General features: G+C 63.4%; 9 protein-coding genes. 4 read left to right on the forward strand and 5 right to left on the reverse strand.

Annotated features, from left to right (window positions below; translation table 11 throughout):
• From B9A31_RS04575 to B9A31_RS04585, 3 genes are all read left to right on the forward strand, one after another.
• On the forward strand, positions 1-5,955 hold a 5,955-nt coding region (locus B9A31_RS04575; RefSeq protein ID WP_084296698.1), incomplete at its 5' end, for a non-ribosomal peptide synthetase.
• Positions 5,952-15,068: a non-ribosomal peptide synthetase gene (locus B9A31_RS04580; RefSeq protein WP_084296699.1), complete on the forward strand. Its 9,117-nt coding sequence runs from the start codon at positions 5,952-5,954 to the stop codon at positions 15,066-15,068. The genes B9A31_RS04575 and B9A31_RS04580, both read left to right, overlap by 4 nt.
• Positions 15,069-15,106: 38 nt before the next feature.
• Entirely contained in the window at positions 15,107-16,078 is a 972-nt protein-coding gene (locus tag B9A31_RS04585) for an alpha/beta hydrolase (protein WP_084296700.1), read from the forward strand.
• 83 nt (positions 16,079-16,161) lie between these two features.
• On the opposite strand, the gene B9A31_RS04590 is transcribed toward B9A31_RS04585, so the two are convergent.
• From B9A31_RS04590 to B9A31_RS04610, 5 genes are all read right to left on the reverse strand, one after another.
• Positions 16,162-18,573 carry a TonB-dependent siderophore receptor gene (locus tag B9A31_RS04590; RefSeq protein ID WP_019096332.1) on the reverse strand — a complete coding sequence of 804 codons (2,412 nt, stop codon included), beginning with the start codon at positions 18,571-18,573 and terminating at the stop codon, positions 16,162-16,164.
• Between the two features lie 118 nt (positions 18,574-18,691).
• Complete coding sequence (locus B9A31_RS04595; protein WP_084296701.1) at positions 18,692-20,341, reverse strand: cyclic peptide export ABC transporter; 1,650 nt, start codon at positions 20,339-20,341, stop codon at positions 18,692-18,694.
• Positions 20,342-20,454: 113 nt separating this feature from the next.
• On the reverse strand, positions 20,455-21,549 hold the full coding sequence (locus B9A31_RS04600) for a pyoverdine biosynthesis transaminase PtaA (protein WP_084296702.1): 1,095 nt from the start codon (positions 21,547-21,549) through the stop codon (positions 20,455-20,457).
• Positions 21,550-21,570: 21 nt separating this feature from the next.
• Positions 21,571-22,446: a dihydropyoverdine dehydrogenase gene (locus B9A31_RS04605; protein WP_019096330.1), complete on the reverse strand. Its 876-nt coding sequence runs from the start codon at positions 22,444-22,446 to the stop codon at positions 21,571-21,573.
• An 8-nt stretch (positions 22,447-22,454) separates the two neighbouring features.
• The gene (locus B9A31_RS04610; RefSeq protein ID WP_050580620.1) at positions 22,455-23,819 is read right to left on the reverse strand and encodes a dipeptidase; all 1,365 of its coding nucleotides are present in this window, start codon (positions 23,817-23,819) and stop codon (positions 22,455-22,457) included.
• A gap of 146 nt (positions 23,820-23,965) precedes the next feature.
• Between B9A31_RS04610 and B9A31_RS04615 the strand changes: the two genes are divergently transcribed.
• The gene (locus B9A31_RS04615) at positions 23,966-25,576 is read left to right on the forward strand and encodes a pyoverdine maturation tyrosinase PvdP (RefSeq protein WP_081011234.1); all 1,611 of its coding nucleotides are present in this window, start codon (positions 23,966-23,968) and stop codon (positions 25,574-25,576) included.
• Positions 25,577-25,628: the final 52 nt, after the last annotated feature.

Genomic DNA, 25,628 nt, shown 5'->3' on the forward strand with positions numbered 1-25,628 from the left:
ATCTACACCTCCGGCTCCACCGGCCGGCCCAAGGGCGCGGGCAACAGCCATCGCGCGCTGGTCAACCGCCTGTGCTGGATGCAGCAGGCCTACGGCCTGGATGCCGGCGATACGGTGCTGCAGAAAACCCCGTTCAGTTTCGATGTCTCGGTCTGGGAGTTCTTCTGGCCGCTGCTGGCCGGCGCACGCCTGGCCGTGGCGCAACCGGGCGAGCACCGTGATCCGGAGCGCCTGGTGGAGGTGATCAGGCAGTACGCGGTGACCACGCTGCACTTTGTCCCGTCGATGCTGCAGGCGTTCATGGGCAGCGCCGAGGTCGAGCGCTGCAGCAGTCTCAAGCGCGTGGTGTGCAGCGGCGAAGCCTTGCCTGCAGAGCTGGCGCAACAGACCCTGGCACGCCTGCCCGGCGCACAGTTGTACAACCTCTACGGCCCGACCGAAGCAGCCATCGATGTCACCCACTGGACCTGCCGCCCGGGCGACAGCGGCGTGCCGATTGGCCGCCCGATCGACAACCTGAAAACCCACATCCTCGGCGCGGGGCTGCAGAGTGTGGCCCCGCGCGCGGCTGGCGAGCTGTACCTGGGCGGCATCGGCCTGGCCCGTGGCTATCACCGTCGCCCGGCGCTGACGGCCGAACGCTTCGTCCCGGACCCCTTCGACAACACGGCACAAGGCGGCGGTCGCCTGTACCGTACCGGCGACCTGGCGCGCTACCGGGCCGACGGGGTGATCGACTACAAGGGCCGCCTCGATCACCAGGTGAAAATCCGCGGGTTGCGCATCGAGCTGGGCGAGATCGAGACGCGCCTGCTCGAGCAGCCGAGCGTACGCGAGGCGGTGGTGCTGGACATCGACGGGCCGGGTGGCAAGCAACTGGCCGCGTACCTGGTCATGGCCGGCGACCTGCCGAGCGACCCACAGCAACAGCACGCGCTGCGCGGCGAACTGCGCGAGCACCTCAGGCTCGGCCTGGCCGACTACATGGTCCCGACCCACTTGCTGTTCCTCGAACGCCTGCCGGTGACGGCCAACGGCAAGCTGGACCGCAAGGCCCTGCCCAAGCCCGATGCCAGTGTGCTGCAGGACAGCTACGTGGCCCCGCGCAACGCGCTGGAGCAACAGATCGCGACGATCTGGGCCGAGGTGCTGAAGCTTGATCAGGTCGGCGTGACGGACAACTTCTTCGAACTGGGAGGGGACTCGATCATCTCGATCCAGGTCGTCAGCCGGGCAAGGCAGGCCGGTATCCGCTTCACGCCCAAGGCGCTGTTCCAGCATCAGACCGTACAAGACCTAGCCTCGGTGGCCACGCGCATGGAAGGCAACGGTCCGCAGATCGACCAGGCGCCGGTGATCGGCGAGACACGCTTGCTGCCGATCCAGCAGGCGTTTCTCGAGCAGTCGATCGCCGAGCCACATCACTGGAACCAGGCGGTCCTGCTGACCTCGACCAAGGTCATCGATAGCACCGCGCTGGAGAAGGCCTTGCACACGCTGCTCGAGCATCACGATGCGTTGCGCCTGCGCTTCACGCCACCCCAGGGCGCGGGCGCATGGCACGCCGCTCATTGTGCGCCGGGCGATGTCGAGGCCGGGTTGCTGTGGGCCGAGACCCTGACCGATCCGGACGCGCTACACGCCCTGTGCGAGCACGCGCAGCGCAGCCTGAACCTGCAACAGGGGCCGCTGTTGCGCGGTGTGTTGGCGACCCTGCCCGATGGCAGCCAGCGCCTGCTGCTGGTGATTCATCACCTGGCGGTGGATGGCGTGTCCTGGCGCATTCTCCTGCAAGACCTGCAAACCGCCTATGACCGTCACGTGGCAGGTCAGCCTGCCGTGTTGCCCGCCAAGACCACCTCGACCAAAGCCTGGGCCGAACGGCTGCAGGCCTACGCGCAAAGCGATGCGCTGCAGGCAGAGCTCGGCTATTGGCAGTCGCAGTTGCAAGGGGTTGACCCGCAACTGCCTCTGGACAGGGCGGATGGATCGTTGCATGGCCGCCACGGCGCGACGGTGCATGTGCGCCTGGACCGGCAGCAGACCTTACGGCTGTTGCAACAGGCGCCGACGGCATATCGCACCCAGGTCAACGACTTGCTGCTGACCGCACTGGCCCGGTTGGTTTCCCGTTGGACCCAACGCGAAGACGTGCTGGTGCAACTGGAAGGACACGGCCGTGAAGACCTGTTCGATGCAGTCGACCTGACGCGGACGGTCGGCTGGCTGACCAGCCTCTTCCCCGTGAAGCTGACCGCTGCGGCGGACCTGGGCGCCTCCATCAAGCAGATCAAGGAGCAACTTCGCGCCATCCCCGACAAGGGCATCGGCTATGGCGCGCTGCGCTATCTTGGAGATTCGCACGCGCACAATGTGCTGGCTGGCCTGCCAGTGCCCCCCATCACCTTCAATTACCTGGGGCAGCTTGACAGTACCTTTGCCGAAGGCGCGGGCCCGGGCACCGAGCGATTCCTGCAGCCAGCCAGCGAAAGCAGCGGCGCAAGCCAGTCTGCCGAGGCCCTGCTGGAAAACCTGCTGTCGATCAACGGGCAGGTCTATGCCGGTGAGTTGAGCCTGGCCTGGACCTTCAGCCAGGCCATGTTCGACCGCGCCACGGTCCAGGCCCTGGCCGACGACTACGTGACCGAACTCCAGGTGTTGATCGACCATTGCGTCAGCCAGGGCGCGGTCGGCCTGACACCGTCCGATGTGCCGCTGGCTGCGCTGGACCAGGCCCAGCTGGATGCGTTGCCGATCCCGGCGGGCGCAATCGATGACATCTATCCGCTCTCGCCCATGCAGCAGGGCATGCTGTTTCACACGGTCTTCGAGCAGGGCCAGGGTGAGTACGTCAATCAGATGCGAGTCAACGTCTCGGGGTTGGATATCGAGCGTTTCAAGCGCGCCTGGCAGGCAATGCTGGATCGACACGACGTATTGCGCGCCGCATTCGTCGCCCATCTGGAACGCCCGGTGCAGGTGATTCGCAAGCAGGTCGAGTTGCCGTTCGAGGTGCTTGACTGGGCCGACCAGGACGACCTCGAGGGGCGTCTGGATGCCTGGGCCGAGGCGGATCGTCGGCGTGGCTTCGACTTGCAGGCCGCACCGTTGCTGCGACTGACGGCCATCCGGACAGGCAGCGGCCGGCATCACCTGATTTTTACCAGCCACCATATCCTGATGGATGGCTGGAGCAATGCGCAGCTGCTGGGCGAGGTGTTGCAACACTACGCAGGCGTTGCCCTGAAGCACCCGGCAGGCCGCTACCGCGACTATATCGAGTGGCTGCAGCGCCAGGACGCCGGGCAGAGCGAGACGTTCTGGCGTCAGCAATTGCTGCACCTCACCGAGCCCACGCGCCTGGCTCAGGCGCTGCGTCAGGATCGCAGCCGCGTTGACACTGGCCATGGCGAACATCATCAGACGCTCGACCCGGCGTGCTTCCAAGCGTTGAGCGCATTTGCCAGGCAACGGCGGGTGACGGTCAATACCTTGCTGCAGGCCGCCTGGCTACTGCTGTTGCACCGCTATACCGGCCAGGAAGGCGTGGCATTTGGTGCCACGGTTGCCGGACGGCCGGCAGACCTGCGTGGAGTCGAGCAGCAGTTGGGCCTGTTCATCAACACCTTGCCGGTGGCTGGCAGGCTGCAGCCTGACCTGCGGGTGGGGGAGTGGGTCGAACGTCTGCAGGCGCAGAACCTGAGCATGCGCGAACATGAGCACACGCCCCTCTATGACATTCAGCGTTGGGCGGGCTCGGCCGGTGAGCAGCTGTTCGACACGCTGCTGGTGTTCGAGAACTACCCGGTCGGTGAAGTCCTGCAGCAGGGTTCCAGCGCAGGCCTGGTGTTTTCGGGCACGCAGAATCGCGAGCGGACCAACTATCCGTTGACGCTGATGATCGAGTCGGGCAATGCGCTGACGATTCATTACCACTACGACCGCAGCCACCTCGGCGACACCGGCGTCGAACAGATCGCCCGGCACTTTGCCAATCTGCTGCACGCGCTGGTGCAACACGCCGATACCCCTGTCGGTGAACTGCAGATGCTCGATGACCAGGAACAACAGCGCATCGTCCACGACTGGAACCGTACCCAGATGCAGTACCCGCAGGCGCACTGCCTGCCCGCGCTGTTCGAAATGCAAGTTGCGCGTACCCCTGAGGCCCCGGCACTGCGGTTTGCCGAACAGACCTTGAGCTACCGTGAGCTCAACCAGCGAGCCAACCGGCTGGCGAGCAAGTTGCGCACCTTGGGCGTCGGGCCAGATGTGCTGGTCGCGATTGCCGTCGAACGGTCGGTGGAAATGGTCGTGGGCCTGCTGGCGATTCTCAAGGCCGGCGGCGCCTATGTGCCACTGGACCCGGAATACCCCCGCGAGCGCCTGGCGTACATGATGGAGCAGAGTGGGGCGCACTTGTTGCTGACCCTCAGTCATTTGCTGCCGCAGCTGCCCACGCACGGCGAGCAGGCCTGGTGCCTGGACAGCGACTGGCATCAGGTCGAAGGCTTCGATGGCGAGAATCTCGGCGTCGTGCAGCATCCCGAGCATCTTGCCTATTGCATCTACACCTCCGGTTCCACCGGTCGTCCCAAGGGGGTCGAGGTACGCCACCAGGCACTGGTCAACTTCCTCGCCAGCATGGCTGTCGAGCCTGGGATCGACGCCAGCGACCGGGTCCTGGCGCTGACTTCGCTGTCGTTCGACATCGCCGGCCTTGAACTGTACCTGCCGCTGTTGGCCGGGGCTTCGGTGGTACTGCTCGGCGAGCGCCAGAACAAAGACCCGTCGGCGCTGCAGGCGGTGATCGAGCGCCACGCCATCACTACCATCCAGGCCACACCGTCGACCTGGCGCATGCTGCTGCAGGCGCTGCCGGCGCAGACCTTGCGTGGCTGTAAGGTCATCAGTGGCGGTGAGGCACTGCCTGTCGACCTGGCCGAGCAGCTTCTGCCGTTGTGCGGGCGCATCTGGAACCTGTACGGGCCAACCGAAACGACGATCTGGTCGGCGGCGTACTGCCTGGACAACGAACACCCCTTGCCGTTGCTGGGCAAGCCGATCGCCAACACCACCTTGCAGGTCATGGCGCACGATCTCTCGACAGCCGCGGCCGGCATGGCCGGGGAACTGATGATCGGTGGCGATGGCCTGGCCCGGGGGTATCAGCGCCGTGCGGCACTGACCGCCGAGCGCTTCGTCCCGGACCCCTACGACCGCAGCGGACAGGGCGGTGGCAGGCTGTACCGTACGGGTGACCTGGCCTGCTATCGCAGCGATGGCCTGCTCGAGTACGTGGGCCGCATCGACCACCAGGTGAAGGTGCGGGGCTATCGCATCGAACTGGGCGAGATCGAGGCAAGGCTGATTGATGATCCTGCGGTGCGCGAGGCGGTGGTCATCGACATCGATGGCCCTGGCGGCAAGCAACTGGCCGGCTACCTGGTCTCGAACGGCGAAGCGGTCGCGACGGAGGAACAGCGCAGCGCCTTGCGTCGGCACCTGCGCGAACAGCTGCGCGCGTCCTTGCCGGATTACATGGTCCCCGCGTACCTGACCTGGCTCGATGCGCTGCCGCTGACGCCCAACGGCAAGCTCGACCGCAAAGCTTTGCCCCAGCCTGACCTTGGCGTATCGCAGCAAGGCCATGTCGCGCCGCAGAGCGAGGTCGAGCAGCAGGTCGCTGCCGTCTGGGCGCAGCTGCTGAATGTCGAGAAGGTCGGTCTCAATGACAACTTCTTCGACCTGGGAGGGCATTCGCTGCTGGCACTGTCGGTGCTCTCGCGCTTGCAACTTTCCCTGGGATTGACCGTGGAACCGGCCGTGCTGTTCCAACACCCGGTCATGGGCGATTTCGCCAGATACATCGAATCCATCGGCGATGCGTCGGCTTTCGACGAAAAACTGCAGCGTCTGGATAGGCTTTTTGAAGAGTTCGAGGTGAATGAATGAGTAATGATGCCGCGCTGAAAATCGCCAAGCGTTTTGTCACGCTGCCGCTGGCCAAGCGCAAGCTGTATCTGCAGAAGATGCACGCCGAGAACATTTCTCCGGCCAACTTGCCAGTGCCCAGCGTTCAAACACTGTTCGACGTCATCCCGGTTTCGTTTGCCCAGCAGCGCCAGTGGTTCCTTTGGCAGATGGACCCCCAGGGATCTGCCTACAACCTGCCAGTCGCCTTGAGGCTCAAGGGCGAACTGGATAGCGAGGCGTTACGCGCGAGCTTCGAGGCACTGCAGGCACGCCACCAGACCCTGCGAACCACGTTTGGTCTGAACGACGATCAGGTGGTGCAGATCATTCATCCACAAAGCGTGTTCACGCTCGATGTCGAGCAGGTAGACCGCGAACCGGCAATCGATCTTGAACAGCGCCTGCAGGCGCTTGTAGAGGCCGAGGCCCGCGCGCCTTTCGATCTTGAGCACGAACGGCCTGTTCGAGTCAGGTTGCTACAGGTAGCAGAAGATGATCATGTGCTGATCATTACGCTGCACCATATCGCCACTGACGGCTCGTCGATGCACCTGATGGTCGAAGAGCTGATCCAGCACTACGCGCATCACTGCATGGGCCAGCCCCTCGCGCTTCCCGAGATGCCGATCCAGTACGCCGACTATGCCATCTGGCAAAGGCACTGGATGGAAGCGGGGGAGCAGGAACGACAGTTGGCATTCTGGAAGCAGCACCTGGGTACCGAGCACCCGGTTCTCGAGCTGCCCAGCGACCGCCCGCGCCCAGCGAACCAGTGTTTCGAGGGCGCCAGCGTGCACCTTGAGGTCGAACGCCGTCTGGCCGATGCCCTCAAGCAACTGGCGCAGCAGCAGGGTGCGACACTCTTCACGCTGCTGCTGGCCAGCTTCCAGACCTTGCTGCATCGGTACTGTGGGCAGGATGATATCCGCATCGGCATCCCGGTCGCGAACCGCAACCGTGTCGAAACCGAGCGGCTGATCGGCTTTTTCGTCAACACCCAGGTGCTCAAGGCCGAGTTCGGTTCGCTTGTGCACTTCAGCGACCTGCTGGCCCAGACGCGTCAGATGACGCAGGATGCCCAAGCCCACCAGGACCTGCCTTTCGAACAACTGGTCGAGGCGCTGCACCCTGAGCGCAGCCTGAGCCATAGCCCGCTGTTCCAGGTCATGTACAACCACCAGAAAGTCGCCGCAGGTACGCGGCGTAGCTTGCCTGGCTTGCTGGTCGAGAACATTGCCTGGCAACGCAAGACGGCGCAGTTCGACTTGACCCTGAACACCGTCGAGCACGACGAAGGTATCTCGGCAGAGCTCAATTACGCCACGGCGCTGTTCGATGAGCCAACCGTGCAACGCATGGCGCGGCACTGGATCAACCTGCTGCAATCGATCGTCGACCATCCTCGGCAACGGATCGGCGAGCTGCCCCTGCTCGCGGCCGATGAGCAGCAGGAAATTCTCGAACACTGGAACCACACCCAGGCACCCTATCCCGCTGATCGGAGCGTGCATCAGTTGATCGAGGCGCAGGCAGGCGAAACACCTGATGCCTCGGCCGTTCTGTTCGGCGAACAGCAGCTTACCTATCGACAGCTCAATCAGCGCGCCAACCGCCTCGCTCACGCATTGCGCGAGCAGGGGGTAGGGCCCGACGTGCTGGTCGGCATCGCGGTCGAACGCTCGCTGGAAATGGTCGTGGGCCTGCTGGCTATCCTCAAGGCCGGCGGCGCCTACGTTCCCTTCGACCCTGAGTATCCGAGGGATCGGCTTGCTTACATGATGGACGACAGCGGTATCGGGTTACTGCTGACGCAGCGTGCGTTGCTCGAACACCTGCCGATCCCTTCCAGTGTACGCAGCATCGTGCTGGATGACGACGACAGTTGGCTGACGGCTTTCAGCGCCAACGATCCCGTGCACCTCACCCACCCCGAACACCTTGCCTACGTGATTTACACTTCGGGCTCGACAGGGCGACCGAAAGGTGCGGCCAACGCGCACCAGGCATTGGTCAACCGCCTTTTCTGGATGCAGAAGGCCTATGGTCTGGGCGCCACTGATACGGTCCTGCAAAAGACCCCCTTCAGCTTCGACGTCTCGGTGTGGGAGTTCTTCTGGCCCCTGTTGACCGGCGCCAGGCTGGCGCTTGCGCAACCGGGTGACCACCGCGACCCTGAGCGCTTGGTGAGCACCATTCAGAGGCACGGCGTGACGACGTTGCATTTCGTGCCATCGATGTTGCAGGCCTTCATGACCTGCGAGCATGTCGAGCGCTGCGATACCTTGCGACGTGTCGTCTGCAGTGGCGAGGCGTTGCCTGCCGATCTGTCGGAGCAGACCTTGGCCCGATTGCCACACGCCAGCCTGTACAACCTTTATGGCCCTACCGAAGCTGCGATCGACGTAACCCACTGGACCTGCCGGCCATCGTGCCCGGGCAGCGTCCCGATCGGCACGCCCATCGACAACCTCAAGACGCACATTCTCAGCCGCGATCTGCTTGCGCTTCCTCATGGCGCAAACGGCGAGCTCTACCTGGGCGGTGTCGGCTTGGCGCGAGGCTACCATCGCAGGCCGAGCCTCACCGCCGAACGGTTCGTCCCGGACCCTCATGATGCCAGCCAGCAGGGTGGGGGGCGGCTGTACCGCACCGGTGACCTGGCGCGTTATCGAACAGGGGGCGTGATCGAGTACGCGGGGCGTATCGATCATCAGGTGAAGATCCGTGGCTTGCGCATCGAGCTGGGCGAGATCGAATCCAGCCTGCTTGAGCATCCGGGTGTTCGCGAGGCGGTAGTGATCGACATCGACGGGCTCCATGCCAAGCAGCTGGCTGCGTACCTGGTGCTTGAGGAAGGGGCGGCCAGTCATGAGGAAATCCTGCAACATCTCAAAGCGGCATTGCCCGACTACATGGTGCCGAGCTACCTGGTGTCGCTGCAGGCCTTGCCGCTTACCCCCAATGGCAAGCTGGATCGCAAAGCGCTGCCCAAGCCGGATGTGAGCCAGCAGCAGAAAGCCTACGTGCCGCCGCAGAGCGCGCTGCAAGCGAAGCTCGCGAGCATCTGGGCCGATGTGCTGAAGCTTGAAAGAGTGGGCATCACCGACAACTTCTTCGAGCTTGGAGGCGACTCGATCGTGTCGATCCAGGTCGTCAGTCGGGCCCGCCGGGAAGGTATACGTTTCACGCCCAAGCAGTTGTTCCAGCATCAGACCATCCAGGGGCTGGCGTGCGTGGCAGAGCAGGATGACGGCGGCACGTCGACCCTCGACCAGGGGCCGATCATCGGCAAGGTGCCCTTGCTGCCCGCCCAGGCACGCTTTTTCGAACTGCAGGGCAATGGTGATGCGCCTGGCTGCGTGGTGATGACGCTCAGGCCCACCCGTGCGCTTGACCCCGACACGACGGAAAAGGCCTTGCAGGCTGTATTGGCGCACCACGACGGGTTGCGGTTGGCGTTCAATGTGGCGCAGGAGGCGCACGGGGCGCCGCTTTCCGAACACCAGACGCTTTGGCAGAAGGACCCCGTGCTGTGGCTTGCAGCTGTGCAGGACCCGGCACAGTTGGATGCGTTGGCCAGGCAGGCGAGTGCCAGCCTCGATGTGCATAGAGGCATCCTGGTCCGGGCAGTCCTGGCGACGCTGGCAGATGGCAGCCAACGGCTGCTGCTGGTAAACCATGCGCTGGCGATGGACGAGGCATCCCGGGACATCGTCCTGCAGGATCTGCGCCTGGCCTGCGAGCAGCTCGACGCAGGGCAGCCTGTGGCGCTTCCTGCCAAGTCCACCTCGGTTCAGAGCTGGGCGTATTCCGTGCATGCCTCGCTCGAGGATGCCCCGAGCGCATTGATCCATTGGCAGAAGGCACTGGCCGGGATCAGTCACGAGCTGGTTGGCAGCCCACGAGAAGCAGGGGCGCCCGCCGACAGTGCAACGTTCGGTACCTGGCTGGACATCGACCTGACCCGGCGCCTGACAGAGCAGGCCGCCGCAGCCTACCGCGCCGAGCCCGGCGACCTGCTGCTGGTCGCGCTGACGCGTGTGCTGGCCCGCTGGACAGGCCAGGACAGGGTCTTCCTTGGCGTGCAGGCTGATACCCGTCGCCAGGCAGGCTCGGGTGTCGACCTGGGCCGCACGATTGGCTGCCTGGATTATCCGTTCCCTGTCGTGCTCGACATTGACAAGACCACGCTGGATGGCGCGATCAAGGGGCTCAAGCAACAGTTGCGTACGGCTGCCGACAAGCGCCTGTCGTTCGCCGCGTTACGCTATCTGGGAGACGAAGCCAGCAGGGAAACCTTGGCCGCATTGCCGGTGCCGCAGTGCTCTTTCAGCTACCGCAAGGCGCTGGCCAACGTGCTATTCGAGCCATTGAAGAACGGGGAAGGGCGTGAATCGTCGTGCGGCACCGGTCTGTCGGTCGATGCTCGGGTATGGCCGGAGGGGTTGCGCATCGACTGGCGCTTCAGCTCACGGCGTTTCAGCGAGTCCACCATTCAAGGCCTGGCTGAAGCGTTCCATCTGGAGCTTCTGGCGCTGATCGAGCACTGCACCCTGCCAGGTGTCGCAGGGGCCACCCCGTCCGACTTCCCGCTGTGTTCGCTCAGCCAGACGCAACTGGACGAGCTGCCGGTTCCGATCGCCGAGATCGCAGACATGTACCCGCTGTCGCCTGCACAGAAGGGCATGCTGTTCCATTCGATTGAAGACAGCGGCAATGATCTTTACATCAACCAGGTCAGCCTGCCAATCAGCGGGCTCGATATCGAGGCGTTCGTCGGCGCATGGGCAGCGGTCATCGCCCGGCACGAGGTATTGCGCACCAGTTTCCACTGGGTCGGGCTGGATGAGCCGGTACAGATCGTGCACGCCCAGGCGCACATGCCGATGCGCGAAATCGACGCCCGGGTGGATGCAGCGCCGGACAGGGTGGCCGGTGAGGTCGCGCGTGAGGAACTGGTGGCAGGTTTTGACCTGACGCAGGCGCCGTTGCACCGCATGGTTCTGGTTCGACTGACGTCTTCGAGTTACCAGATGATATGGACGAGCCATCACCTGTTGATGGATGGCTGGAGCAAGTCCAGGCTGTTTGCCGAACTGATGCAGCATTACGCCGGCCAACCGGTCACTGGCACCAGCGGCCGCTACGGCGATTTCATCGCCTGGTTGCAGGCGCAGGACAAATCTCGTCAGGAAGCGTTCTGGCGCGACAGCCTGGCGCACAGCGAGGTGACCTCGCTCAGTCAGGCCGTGTACCCACGGCACACTTCGGATGAACCGGGCCACCACGCGCTGTATACCCGGCGTGACGCCGCATGGACCAAACGCCTTCAGCAGTACTGCCGAACGTTGCGTATTACCCCTAACACCTTGATCCAGGGCGCCTGGCTTCTGCTGCTGCAGCGCTACACGGGCAAGCGCAACGTCACGTTCGGCGCGACCGTGGCCGGGCGCCCAGAGTCGCTGCAGGATGCCGATACCACCTTGGGCCTGTTCATCAATACCTTGCCTGTATCGCAGACGCTGGACCCTCAGATGCGCCTGGCGGACTGGCTGCAGGCCTTGCAGGCCTACAACGTCGAGCTGCGCAACTGGTCGCATACGCCGTTGAACGAGGTTCAACGCTGGTCGGCCGTGCCGGGGCAGAAACTCTTCGACAGCATCATCGTCTTCGAGAACTACCCCATCGACGAAGGTTTGCGTGAGGCGCCCGAGGCAGGTCTGGAGTTTGGTGATTCCAATGACGTGGGGGTCACCAACTTCCCCATGGACCTTGCGGTTCACCTCAACGATACGCTGATGATCGAGTACCTTTACCTGCGCAATGCGTTCAGCGAACAGGCGGTCGACGGTATTCGCCAGACCATGGAGTCGGTGCTTGAAACCCTGCTGCAGGATGCGCAGGCACGCCTTGGCAACCTGGACATTGTGCCCGCTGCGCAGCGCGCCCCTGTCGCCGAAACTGCCACGCAAGCGCTGGCAAGCTACCGCCCGGAACGGATGGCAGAGCTGATCATCGAGCACGCCCACGATCGCCCCGATGCCATCGCCCTGGTCTGCGGGGATGAGCGCATCAGCTATGCCGAGCTGGACCGCCGTTCGGGGCGCCTGGCGCTTGCCTTGCAGGCAAGCGGTGCCGGACCTGAAACGGTGGTTGGGGTGGCATTGCAACGCTCGGCGGAGCTGGTGGTCGCGCTGCTCGCCGTAATGCGTACAGGCGCCGCCTATGTGCCCTTGGACCTGGAGTATCCGATGGAGCGCCTGGCCTGGATGATCCAGGATTCAGGCATGTCGTTGATGATCACCCGGCCAGCGTGCCGCGACGCTCTGCCGGAGCATGGCCACCTGCCCGTTCTCGCGCCTGATGCGCAGCCTGCCGATGCAGGCCCGGCGTTCGTCGACATTGCCGTGGACGAGCGTTGCCTGGCCTATCTGATCTATACATCGGGATCGACCGGCAGGCCCAAGGCCGTGGCGGTGTCTCAAGGCCCTCTGAGCCGGCATTGCCAGGCGATCATGCGGCTCTATGAAATGGGGCCTGCGACGCGAGAACTGCACTTCATGTCCTTCGCCTTCGACGGGGCCCAGGAGCGCTGGCTCAGCGTGCTTGCGAGCGGAGGCGCTCTGGTCATTCGCGATGGCGAGTTGTGGACCGCCGAACAGACGCTTCAGGCACTTTGGCAGCATGAAATCACGATCGCCTGCTTCCCTCCCGCCTACCTGAAACAGCTGGCAGAAGCAGTGCATGACGCGGGGCACGAGCCACCGCCAGTGGATATCTACTGCTTTGGCGGCGATGCCGTGCCCGAGCAGACCTTCGAGCAGGTCAAGGCTGCACTCAGGCCACGGCTGTTCACCAATGGCTATGGCCCGACCGAGACCGTGGTCACGCCGTTGCTATGGAAGGCGGGCGGCGGCGCACGCTGCGAGGCTGCCTATGCACCCATCGGCCATGCGGTCGGCTGCCGTACGCTGCACATCCTCGACAATGACCTCAATCCGTCTGGTATTGGCTTTGCCGGTGAACTGATGATCGGCGGTGATGGCATCGCCCGTGGTTACCATGGCCGTGCGGGCCTGACGGCGGAACGTTTCGTGCCTGATCCGGCTGGCGAGGGCGGGCGCATGTACCGCAGTGGCGACGTAGTCCGACAGCGCCTGGATGGGCTGGTCGATTACGTGGGGCGTGCCGACCATCAGGTCAAGCTGCGTGGCTTCCGGGTCGAGCTTGGTGAAATCGAAGCGTGCCTGCGGGCGCAGCCTGGCATCCGCAATGCCCTGGTGGTAGTCAGGGAAAGCCCGGTAGGCAAACAGCTTGTAGGCTACGTTGTCAGTGAGCAGGCGGGTATCGCTGGCGAACTGAAGGCGCGCCTGGCCGACCAGTTGCCCGATTACATGGTGCCTGCCTACCTGATCGAGTTGGCGCAATTCCCTGTCACGCCCAATGGAAAGATCGACCGCCTGCGATTGCCCGAACCCGAGTTCGTTTCGACGCAGTTCCAGCCAGCGAGAAACCAGCGGGAATCGATCCTGGTGGATATCTGGGAGCAGGTTCTGCAGGTCGACGATTTGAGCATCACCGATAATTTCTTCGAGCGGGGAGGGGACTCCATCCTCAGCCTGCAAGTCGTCTCTCGTGTCAGAAACCATCCGCAGCTTGACCTGGACCTCAAGCTGCGCGACTTGATGCGTTATCAGACGATCGAGGCGATCGTTGCCCATTGGGAGGCCGCGCCTGCGGTGGTTGAGGCGCAGCTGTCGACAGAGGTCGACCAGCGCCTTTTCAACCTGCTGCCTATCCAGCAGTGGATGTTCGAGCAGCAGCTGCCCGATCCGGCCCATTTCAACCAGGCATTGATGCTCAGGCCCCGGGCGGCCCTGGACCTCGTCGCCCTTGAGCAGGCGCTGCAGCATATCGAACTGCATCACGACGCGCTGCGGCTGCGTTTCTCCCAGCCGCACGGGCAGTGGATGCAGTGCTATGGCGAGCCTTCCGGTAGCACGACGCCCAGGCTGAACCTGCACCGTGTCGAGAGCATGGAGGCGATGACGGCACTGGCCAACCAGGCGCAACGCAGCCTCGATCTGGCGCAAGGCCCACTCTGGCGCACCCTGCATATCCAGCTGCCGGATGGGCAGGCGCGGTTGCTGTTGATCCTTCACCACTTGGTCATGGACGGTGTGTCATGGCGCATTCTCCTCGAGGACCTGCAGACTGCCTATGCGGCGTGCTGCCTTGGAACAGACCCTGTGCTGCCTGCACGGACCAGCAGCTACCGATCATGGGTCGAGCGCCTGCAGGCCGAGGCAACATCCATTGAAGCGCAGCAGGGCGCCTGGTGGCTTGATCAGGTTCGTCCTTGCGCCGGGAAGCTGCCCTGCGATAACCCGCGCGGTCGCAATCACTCCAGCCAACAGGCGGTGAGCCATTTCCGGCTGACGCCGCAACAAACGACGCAGCTCCTGAAGCAGGCGCCGGCTGCCTATGGCACGCAGGTCAATGACATCTTGTTGACGGCGCTCGGGCGTGCACTGGGCCGCTGGACCGGCCAAGAGGCGGTGATGGTGCAACTGGAAGGCCATGGCCGCGAGGACCTGTTCGAGGGCGTCGATGTCTCGCGTACCCTCGGCTGGTTCAACAGCCTGTTCCCGGTCCGCCTCACATCACGCCTGGACGACACGGCAGCGCAAGCCATTCGCAGCACGCAGCGGCAGCTGGCAGCCATCCCCGAAAAGGGTATCGGCTACGCGGTCTTGCGCCAGTTCGGTTCGGGTGAGATGCGTCGGCAACTGCTTGAAGGTGCCCAGGCCGAGGTCACCTTCAACTACTTCGGGCAGTTCGATCAGCACTTCGACGAGCATGCGTTGCTGGAGCCAGCCGCCGACGATCCGGGCGATTGCTACCACGCCGATGCCAACCTGGTGAACCAGCTGCAGACGGTAGGGCAGGTCTACGACGGGGTGCTCTCGTTCCGCTGCATCTACAGCAAACGCCGCTACAGAGCCGAGACGATAGAGCGGCTGATGGAACAGTTCCAGCGCGAGCTGGTGGCACTGATCGAACATTGTGTGGACGTGACTGTCCCGGCCTGACGGCCGGGAACAGCAGCGCCGAACATTTAGGGAGTTTCATGTTGAATAACGCGTTGGAAGCCTTCCTCGACCTGGCTGGCTTGAACCTGGATATCAAACCGCTGCACACGCTTTCTCCGGCCCAGGCACGGGCAACCTTCGAGTCGTCTTCGCAACGACTGCGCTGGCCCGTGCCTTGGGATCTGCGGGTCGAAGACCTGTCGGCTGTCGTGCGCGATGGCAGTTCGCTTGCGTTACGGCTTTACCGACCCTCGGTTGACGCGGGCGCGAACTTGCCAGTGGTGCTGTATTTCCACGGTGGGGGCTACGTGGTGGGTAGCCTGGATTCGCACGACGGCGTATGCCGAGAGCTTGCCGGACGTACCCGTTGCGCGGTGCTTTCGGTCGGTTACCGGCTTGCCCCGGAACACCGGTTTCCGACGGCCCACGAGGACTGCGCAGATGCCGTGCAGTGGCTGGCGACCCAGGGTCGCCGCCTGGGGCTCGACCCGGCCCGGGTCGTGTTCGCCGGCGACAGCGCAGGTGCCACCTTGGCCACTGCGCTGGCGATCGAAGCTGCAAGGCAGGGCCCGCAGGCGGCGATAACGCCTGTTGGCCAGCTGCTGTGCTACCCGATAACGGATGCAAGCTGCAAGCGTTCGTCGCACACCGTGTTCGGTGAAGGGTATTTGTTGGAAGACGAGACACTCGACTGGTTCTACGCGCAGTACGCGCAGTCCGACGAAGACCGCCGGGATTGGCGTTTCTCACCGTTGCTGGCGGATGAGCTTGCGGGGCTTGCACCTGCGATCATTCTGTTGGCAGGCCTGGACCCGCTGCTGGATGAAGGCAAGGTCTACGCGGCGCGGCTTGAGCAGGCCGGGGTGGACGTTGAATGTATCGTGGCAGAGGGCCTGACTCACGATCTGCTGCGAACACTGTCCATCGTGCCGGAAGTCACGGAGGTCTACGACCAGCTGGCCGACGGCGTGCGCCGTTGGTTGCAGGCCGAAGGTATCGGCAGCCGATAACGTTGGCCGGGACGCAAAAAATCCGATGCTCGTTTCCGGGCATCGGATTTTTTGCATTCCGGGCTAAGGTCAGCCCAGCGGCTTCAGTTTTCGTAGCGCAGGGTAAGGCCGAAGTTACGCGGTGCGCCGAAGTAGTTGCCCAGGTTGCTGTTGAAGACAGACGAATAGTACTTCTTGTCGAACACGTTGTTCAGGTTGAGTTGCACGCTCAAGTTGTTGTTGATCTTGTACTGCGTGTTGAGATCGACAAGGTTGTAGGCGCTCTGCTTCACATCGCCCAGGTAGATCTTGCTCTGGTGGTAGACGTTGCCACCGACTCTCCAGTCCTGGAAGCGGCCAGGCAACTGATAGTTGGTCGCGACCTTGAACAGTCGTTGCGGGGCCGTTTCGGTCGAGTAGTCAGTACCTTTCCTGGCGCCGGCGACATACTCGGGATGGCTGTAGGTGTACCCCGCCATCACGTTCCACTGCGGCAGGACCTCACCCCCGACCTCGATGTCGAAACCACGGTTGCGTACCTTGCCGCCTTCCTCATAGCAACTGGAGGCACCGCCTGGGCCACATTTGCCATCTCCGTTGATCTTCTGGGGCATGTGGCTCTGGTCTACCTGGAAGAGCGCGATGGCGGTGTTGACGCGGCCACCCAGAAACTCGTTCTTGATCCCGACTTCGTAGTTGGTGCCGGTGATCGGGCTGAGCAACTTGTTATCCAGGCCATAGTTGGCCTGCAGTTGGTAGATTTCGGTGTAGCTGGCATAGACCGAGGTGTTGTCGGTGACATCGTAGACGATGCCGCCATACGGGATGATCTTGTTCTTTTCCTCGAACGGTTCCATCTCATCCGGTGACTCGTACTTCACCGAGCTCAGGCGGCTGCCCAGGATCACGTGCAGATCGTCGGTAGCGTTCAGGCGCGTCGCGGCATAAACCCCCTTGTCCTTGCGCACCGCCCGGTACTGCTCGCGCTCGCCACTGTAGGTAGGGGTGGCGACCAGGTGAGGGTCGAAATCGAGAATGTCGACGGTCGTGGGGTTGTTGTTGTAACGCGATTCGTTAATGAAGCGATCCTTGCGTGCCGTAGCACCGAAGACCAGCTCGTGCTTGCGACCGAACAGGTCGAACGCACCATTGAGCGCCGCATCGAGGCTGATCTGCTCGTCGTCGTACTTGGTATCGTTGGTACGCAGTTGGAGCTGGTCGTTGCCCACGTTGGTGCCGTACAAGGCCAGGAAGTCAGCATTGGACCAGGTCATGCTGCCGTTCACGGTCAGCTTCCAGTCCTCGTTGAATTCGTGGCGAACGTCGCCGAACACGGTGCGGTTGATCTTGTTCAGGTGTGCCCAGCCCGGCGCGAAGGAAGTCGATCGGGAGAAGGGGTAAAAGCTGCCGCTTTTCTGAGTTGGCAAGCCGCCCCAGTCATATCCGCCATTGTTGTCCTTCTGCAACACAGTACCCAGGCTGACCGTTGTCCAGTCGCTCAGGTCGGCTTCGCCGATCGCATAGAACAGCTGGTTGTCCTTGTTGGCCCTGTCCACGAAACTGTTGCCGGCACTGTAGAGCATGACCGTGCGCCCGCGAAGGGTTCCTTCGGCATTGAGCGGGCCACCAACGTCGATCTGGCCGCGGTAGTTGTCCCAGGACCCTGCGCCGATCTCGGCCTTCATCTGGTAGGTATCGCCCGGGCGCTTGCGCACCAGATTGATCGCTGCCGAGGGCGAGCCGGCGCCTTGCATCAGGCCGTTCGCGCCGCGAACGATCTCGACCCGATCATAGATCGCCATGTTGTTCACCGAAGTGACGTCCATGGAGAAACTTTCCGAGATGCTGCTTGGCACACCGTCGTACTGCAGGTCGTTGACCTGGAAACCCCGTGAGAAGTAACGCGAACGCTCGGTACCGAAGTCCTTCACGGTATTGATACCGGTGGCAGCGCGCGCGACATCGTCGAGTGACTGCATGTTCTGGTCGTCCATCTGGCGACGCGTCACCACACTGACCGACTGTGGGGTTTCGCGAGGCGACAGGGCCAGCTTCGTTGCGGTATTGGTGGAACCGGTGATGTAAGACCCTGTTCCCTCGGTCGTGGCACCCAGGGTTCTGGACTGGATACTCGTGGCGTCGAGTAGCATCGCGCTGCCACCTTCGTAGGCCGCCTGCAAGGTCAAGGTGTTGTCGCGCAGCTGATAGCGCAAGCCACTTTCCCTAAGCAGCACGCGTACCGACTCATCCAGACTGTAGCGGCCGCTCAACGCACCTGAGCGCAGGTTCTGTACGGCATCGGGCTCATACAACACCTGCACGTCGGTCTGCTCCGCAAATGCCTTCAGCGCCGAGTTCAAGGGCTGTGCCGGGATATTCAAGGTCAGTTGCTGATCTTGCGCCTGGGCAGCCAAGGGCAGGGCCAGGCTCAGGGCCAGTGCTGGCAGTTGGGCGTTGAATGCGCGTCGAAGGCCAAGCGCCCGGGTCAGGTGATTCAATCGAAGGTGGGTGGGCATTTCGGTGCTCGTTGTAGATGTTGAGTGGATAGGCTGGGCAGATCTTTTTTTAGGGTGACTAGGGGTATGACGCACGGCTGATGACAAACCGGAATGCAAATGTTTCGCTTTTATTGCATCAGGCGACGCACGCCTCGACGACCACCTTGCCGGCCGCCATGCGCACCAATTGGTCGGCGACATCGAAATAGCGGTCATCGTGGCTGATGACGATGATTGTCTTGCCCAGGCGTTTCAGTTCGGGCAGCAGTTCGGTGTAGAAGATGCGCCGGAAGGTCGGGTCCTGGTCTGCAGCCCACTCATCGAACACCAGCACCGGGCGTTCTTCGAGCCAGGCATTGATCAGCGCCAGCCGCTTGCGTTGCCCGGTCGAGAGGTCGGTGGTGGTGAAGCTGCCGTCGCGGATGCTGACCTTGTGTGCGATTTCAAGCCTCTTGAGATAGACCTCGGCGCTCTCTGGCACCTGCCTGGCGCCCAGGAAGGGGTCGTCGAACAGGTAGTAATCGGAAAAGATGGTGGTGAAGAGCTGGCGATAATCGTCGCGATCCTGCGCGGTGATGGGCTGGTCGTTGATGCGAATCTCGCCCTGTTGCGGCGGGTACAGGCCGAGCAGCAGCTTGATCAGGGTGGTCTTGCCACAGCCGTTCTCGCCGACGATGAAAACGATATCGCCCTGGCGGATCAGCAGGTTTACCGGCCCCAGGGTAAACGGTGCGTTGCCGTCGACCGGGGGGAAGGCAAAGCGCACATCACGCAGCTCGAGGGTGCGCAAGGCGGGCAGCTGGCTGGCCTTGTCTTCGAGCAGCAGGTGCGGCTCTGGCGAGGAGAACCGTTCGGAGAGCTCGGCAACCCGGCGCAAGGCGATCTGGGCGCGGCTGATGATTGGCAGCGTGCCTATCAGGTATTCCAGTGGGCCTTTCATGTACAGCAGCACCAGGACGAAACCGCTCATGACCGCTTTGTCGCTGTTGGGCCATAACGATTGCAAGGCGAGCGCCAGGCCGATGACCACGAAGAACAGCATCGAGCCGAAGGTCTTGGCGATGACGAAGGTATTGATGGAGCGGATCTGGGTATCACGAATCAGGTCGGCCGTGCCCTGGATGTTGCGGCTGAACATGCGTTGGCGGCGAGCGCGGTGGATGCGCAGCTCCTTGGCGCCACCGGCGATCGCATTGTAGTGTCGTTGCAGCTCATCCTCGGCATCACGCGCCGCGACGAACCCCTGCATGCCCCGGGCCCGTGCGATGTACTGGACGACGGTGCCGAGGGCGATAGCGGTCAGGATCAGCAGGAACATGGGCAAGGACAGCATGGCCAGGTAGCCCAGGCAGCCCAGGGTGACGGTCAGGGCGATCGCCAGGGGCGCGAAGGCGAAGGCGAAATCGCTGATGGTGTCTACGTCGTGCGTCAACACCGGGATCAGCCGATGGCTGCGATAGCGCTCGATTTGTTCGATGGGGGCCGACAGCACCTTCTCGCCCAGCGTTTTGCGCAAGGCGGCAATGATGTGCTGGCCCACTCGGTTGCTACCGATGTCGGAAAACACCGAGCTGGCGAGGGCCACCAGGCAAAGCCCGGCGAAGCCCCAGACCACGCCTTGGGTCAGGCCGGAATCGTCGTGCAGGGCCCGGTTGATGGTGGCCAGCAGAAAGGTGATGCTGAGGCCGCCGACCATGCCCAGGATGACGGAAAGCGCGACGGTGTATTTAAACGGCTTGAGCAGGGCGAAGAGGTCCTGCACGGCGCCGCGGGTGGGCTGGGACATGATGTGCTCCTGAGTAGATCAGCCGACGCTGGCGGGGGGAGCAGCGCCTTGCGTGCGCTGCTGTTGGGTAGGTGTTAAACGAAGCCGCGGAGGGTGGATTTAGGCGGCTGACCTCAGCCGTGCATGACTTCAAGAAACGCCTTCAGGAAGGCCTGCATCTGCGCCGGCGTACCCACACTGACACGCATCCATTGCGGCCACGCCTCGAATACCCGCCCGACCCGGATGTTGCGTTGCGCGAGTGCCTCGATCACAGGTTTGGCGGGGCGGCCGAGGGCCACCATGAAGCAGTTGGCCTGGGCGTCGGTGCAGCGGTAGCCGGCCTTTTGCAGGGCCTCGATAGTGTTCCGCAGAATGCTTCGATTGATGTGTTTTCGTTCACTGACCAGGCCTTCTTGTTGCAGGCTGGCGATGCCGCCCATGGCGGCGGCAAGTGGCACGAAGTTGTAGCCGTTCAGGCGTTGCAGGTCGGCGAGCAATGCCGGTTTGCCGACCACTAGCCCCAGGCGGGCACCGGCCATGCCATAGAGCTTGGAGAACGTTCTCAGGACCATGACGTTGTCATGGCTGACCGCCAGGTCCAGGCAGGAGGGCGCGTCGGTAAAGTGGATATAGGCCTCATCGATGATCGCCAGGCTGCCTGCCGGCTTGTGGGTGACCAGGTGCTCGATGTCGGCGCGTGGGGTCAGCGTGCCCGTGGGATTGTTGGGGTTGCACAGGTACAGCACCCCGGGTTGCCGGGTGGCGGCAAGCATGCCGCGTACGTCATGGGCGTGACGGGCATCGAGCGGCACCTCATGCACGGTTGCGCCCACAGCCCTGGCGCCATTGGCCACCGAGTCATAGGTCGGCGCGGCGGTGACCACGCTGAGCTTTTCGGCGTGGCGAGCCAAGGCGTACTGCAACGGCGAGCGGGAGCCGCAGAAGACAGCCACATGGTCTTCGGGTACCTGGTTTTGCCGGGCGAACAGCTCAGCCAGGCGATATTCGTGTTCCGGAAAGTAGTGGCCGCTCTGGCGAGCACCCTGGTGCATTGCTGCGAGTGCCGAAGGGCAGGGGCCATACGGGCTCTCGTTGTAATCCAGGCGGATGATGGCATCGTCCGCCGGTGGGTCGCTCGCGGCGTCTGCCGCCCAGGCGGGCATGGCGGGGGCGAGGCCGGTCAAGGTAGCGGCGGCGACGAAACGGCGTCTGCTCAAGGTGGGCATGGTCACTCTCCCTGTGGATTGTCAGTTGGGTTCACCGTCCTGAAGGGCGCGGGCTACCCGAAAGCCCAGCCAGTCGCCGCGCACGTCGGGTTCGCGTTCGTTGCGGTTGCCCGAGCGGGAGAAGATGGGCGGTTCCAGGTAGTCGTTGCCGCGAATCTGCCGGTGTGTGCAGGTACCACCGGTGGTCCAGGCGCTGCCGTCGGTGGGCGCGCCGACATAATCGGTATGCCAGCAGTCCTCGACCCACTCGTAGACGTTGCCATGCATGTCGTACATGCCGAATGCATTGGCAGGGAAGCTGCCGACCGGTGCCGTGTAGGTGAAGCCATCGCGCGGCCCGTAGGTGTTGGCATGCTTGCTGATCTGATATTCCCCTTCCTGGTCGAAGGGGAACGGGAAGGGGCCGGTGGAGCCGGCGCGGCCGGCGTACTCGCGTTCGGCCTCGCTGACCATGCGGTAGGGCTTGCCGGTCTTCTTGGCGAGCCAGGCGATGTAGCCGCGCGCCTCATCCCAGGTCATGCAGACCGCAGGCTGCGTCGGGCCTTGCGGGTAGCTGGGCTTGCCGTTCTTGCACAGCCGCCCCGGGCGGTCGTCGCCGTCGGGCAGCACCGTGTGGGTTTCCTTGGCATAGGCCTGCCATTGCCCGGCAGTCACATGGAAGCGACTCATGGCGAACGCCTTGGCGAATGTCACAGTGTGCAACGGACCTTCATCGTCCTGTTTGCCCAGTTCGTCATCGGGGGTACCCATCACGTAGCTGCCGGCAGGCAGCACGACCATTTCCGGGCAATCCTTGCAGTCTTTGAAAACCTTGCCCGGTGCAGCCGGGTCGGCAGCGAGGGCTTCGAGCGACAGCGAGAGACAACCGAGGGCAATCAGTGAGGTCAGCCGTTTCATGGGTTTCCTTACGGGTAGTGGGCAACGGGAGGAGGGGCCGGCCTGGCGGCCTTCTGGGCGGCTTCCCACACACGCAGGAAGTTGGCGCCCCAGAGCTTGGCGATGTCTTCGTCGGAGTAGCCGCGCTGCATCAGTTCGGCAGTGACGTTGCGGCTCTGGCTGACATTTTCCCAGCCAACCACACCGCCGCCGTCGTTGAAGTCGGAACTGATGCCGACATGGTCGATACCGATCTTCTTCACCGCGTAGTCGATCGAGTCGACGTAGTCGGCGAGGGTCGCTTCGGGCTCGGCGCCGAGGATGTCGTAGAACGGCGTGAGGTATTCACCGAACTTTTTCTCCGACCAGATCGAGAACACCGGGTCGGTGGTGGTGCCCATCTGGGTTTGGTTCTGTACGTCTGGCAGGCCGTGCTTGGCGCGTAACGCGTTCATCTTTTCGATGGTCGGGCGCGAGAACGGCTTGAGGTAGTGGGAGTAGGCCACGATGTTGACCAGCCCGTCGGTGGCCTTGATGTGTGCCAGGTCCGCGTCGCTGAGGTTGCGGCGAATGTCCATCATGCCTTGCACCCCCGTGTGCGAGGCCATGACCGGTGCGCGGCTCAGCTGGGTTACCTGGGTCAGGGCCTGGCTGGACATCTGCGAGACGTCGATGACCACGCCAAGGTCGTTGAGCCGGGTGATGGCGCGACGACCGATGTCGGAAAGACCGCCCAGCGGGTCGACCGAATCGCCCAGGAAGGGCAGTGGGCGCGCCGAGTCGACCCAGCTGTTGTTGCCGACGTAGCCTGGCCCGAACACCCGCATGCCGCGTGCGGCCCAGTGGTCCAGCTTGTCGATGTCGTCGCCAAGGGGGGCGGCGTTGAGCAGGCTGATGATGATGGCGAACTTGCCTTCACTGACCAGTCGGCGGAAGTCGGCAGGGGTGTAGGCGATGCCGGCCTGCGCAGGGTAGTCCTTGGCGATGCTGGTGATGATCCGATAGCGAACTTCCAGTTCGTTGGCCATCGCCGCCTCGAACCCGGGTGTGGGGCGGTGCGGCCAATTGGGCCCACTCCAGAACTCCGGCCATGACCAGATTGCGATCGAGGCGCCGCTCAGGCGGCCTTTGGCGGCTTTCACCAGGTCGAACTGGGTCGGGCCGTCACGGTTTGCTTCCTCGCCATCGGTGCCATAGCTCAGCGGCACGTCAAGGTGCGCATCCAGGGCCGGGATGCGCGCCTGCAGGGCGTTGGCCCGCTGTTCGATTTCCCGGCCGTAGGGGTGTTTGGCAAGGTAGACCCAATACCACCAGGCGCCTGCGGCCACCAGGAGCAAGAGCAGAAGTGCCAAAGCCCATGGCCATCTGCGCGAAAAAAAAGCCTGTTTCTTCATTGCGTACTCGACCGCCTGCACGACGGCCCCATGCCGTTCGAACTTGCTGGGTGAAACGAGCCGAGCCCAAGAGAATTTAGCAACCCTCTAAATCGCTCCCTCAACCATTCGTTTTCGCAGCAGGAGTCACGTCATGAGTACAGTGGATGAAAGTGTCACGTCGTAAGATCCTGGCGGGCCTGGTGGCCGCCGGTGTAGCACTGCCTGCCGGCTATTACGCACGGCAGGCGTGGCAGCGGGCCGAGGAAGCGGAGCTGAGCAGTGACGAGCCTGCGGTGCCGGTCGATGACCTGCCCAATGCGCTGTTAGGTGAACGCCTGGTCGGGATCTGGGACTGGCGCATGACGAGCGATCACCCGGCACTGGCCGAGCTGGCCCGGCCGCAGCAGCTGCTGCTCGACGTAGGGCAGGGTGCCCGTGCCGTGCGCGGCTACCTGGGTGCTGCGCCCTATGGCGGTCAGGGTTTGCAGGTATACGGCCCGCTGGCTGCCGACCGGCTGCCGAAGGTGCAACTGAAGATGATGGCGGGTCCTGGCGAGGCCTATGATTGCGATGCCGTGCTGGATGAAATATGGGGCGACTGGAGCGAGGGTGGAGGCAGCGCAACCCTGAGCGGGCACGTACGCCTGGCAGGGACGCAGGCGGGGCATTCCGGGGCGCAAGCGAGCTTTGTCGCCGTCCGCCGACCGTTCGTTCTGGCGCGTGAGCGGCTGCCATACGTGGCGGCCCTGCACGAGGACCTGATTTCACCGCAGCGTCGCTACTATCACCAGCTCTGGCACGCCAGCCGCGATCGCTGGCACCGCATCGATGAGTCCCGGCGGCAGATGGTGCGTGCGCTGGGTTGGCAGGTCGGCCCGTTGGGCAAGGAGCGCAACGCACGCGGGCATGATCGCCATCGCAACGGCTCCGGCGAGGATTTTCTGTTCATGCATCGGCACATGCTGCATGGCGTGCGCGAGGTCCAGGACCTGCGTTCCTGGGCAAGCCTGCCTGCGGCACGTCCATCGATCGGGCAGGGTGTTCAGGCGTTTTTCGATTACCTCGACAATCGCGACGGCTACAGCGTCCCGCCCAACTGGCAGGCGGCCGGCGATGAAGCCTTCAGCCAGTGGCTGTACTACGTCAAGAGCAGCCAGGGGCTGCACGCCAACTTCCAACTGTGGGAGGCCCAGCTGCATGATCCGCAATACCTCAGCACCCTGTGTCTGGGAGAGTTGGGTTCACGCATCGAATTGGGGATCCACGATTGGCTGCACATGCGTTGGGCATCCCTGGGGCGCGACCCGAACTCGGATTACCCGATGCCTTACGGGCGTCGCAACTACGATTTTTCCGAACGCTGGTTCCGCGCCGAGAACGACTTCCTCGGCGATCCGTTTTCCTCCCACGTCAACCCGGTGTTCTGGGCCTTTCATGGCTGGATCGACGACCGCCTGAACGATTGGTACCTGGCCCACCAGCAGGCGCACCCGGGGGAAGTGAAGCCGAAGATGATCGATGGCATTCCGTGGTTTGCGCCAGGGCGCTGGGTGCGTGTGGCCGAGCCTTGGCTGGGGCCTTCGCGTGAAGGTTGCGGTGCCTGGGGGCTGGGCAATGGCGGCGGCACCGGGAAACTGGACATCGAGACCATGAAGCTGGCCTTGCAGGTCATTTTCAGCCCTGAAGAAGACGGCGATCGCCTGGCCGACAGGGTGCCTCAGCGGCCTTGGTATGCCCGCCATCTGGCACCCGGCCCGCGACGTGACGGTTTGTAGCGTTGACGATTTTTGGCCGGTGTTGCAGCAGGTAGGGCTCCCGTCGGGGGGC

Source organism: Pseudomonas sp. URIL14HWK12:I5 (assembly GCF_900176445.1).
GTDB lineage: Bacteria > Pseudomonadota > Gammaproteobacteria > Pseudomonadales > Pseudomonadaceae > Aquipseudomonas > Aquipseudomonas monteilii.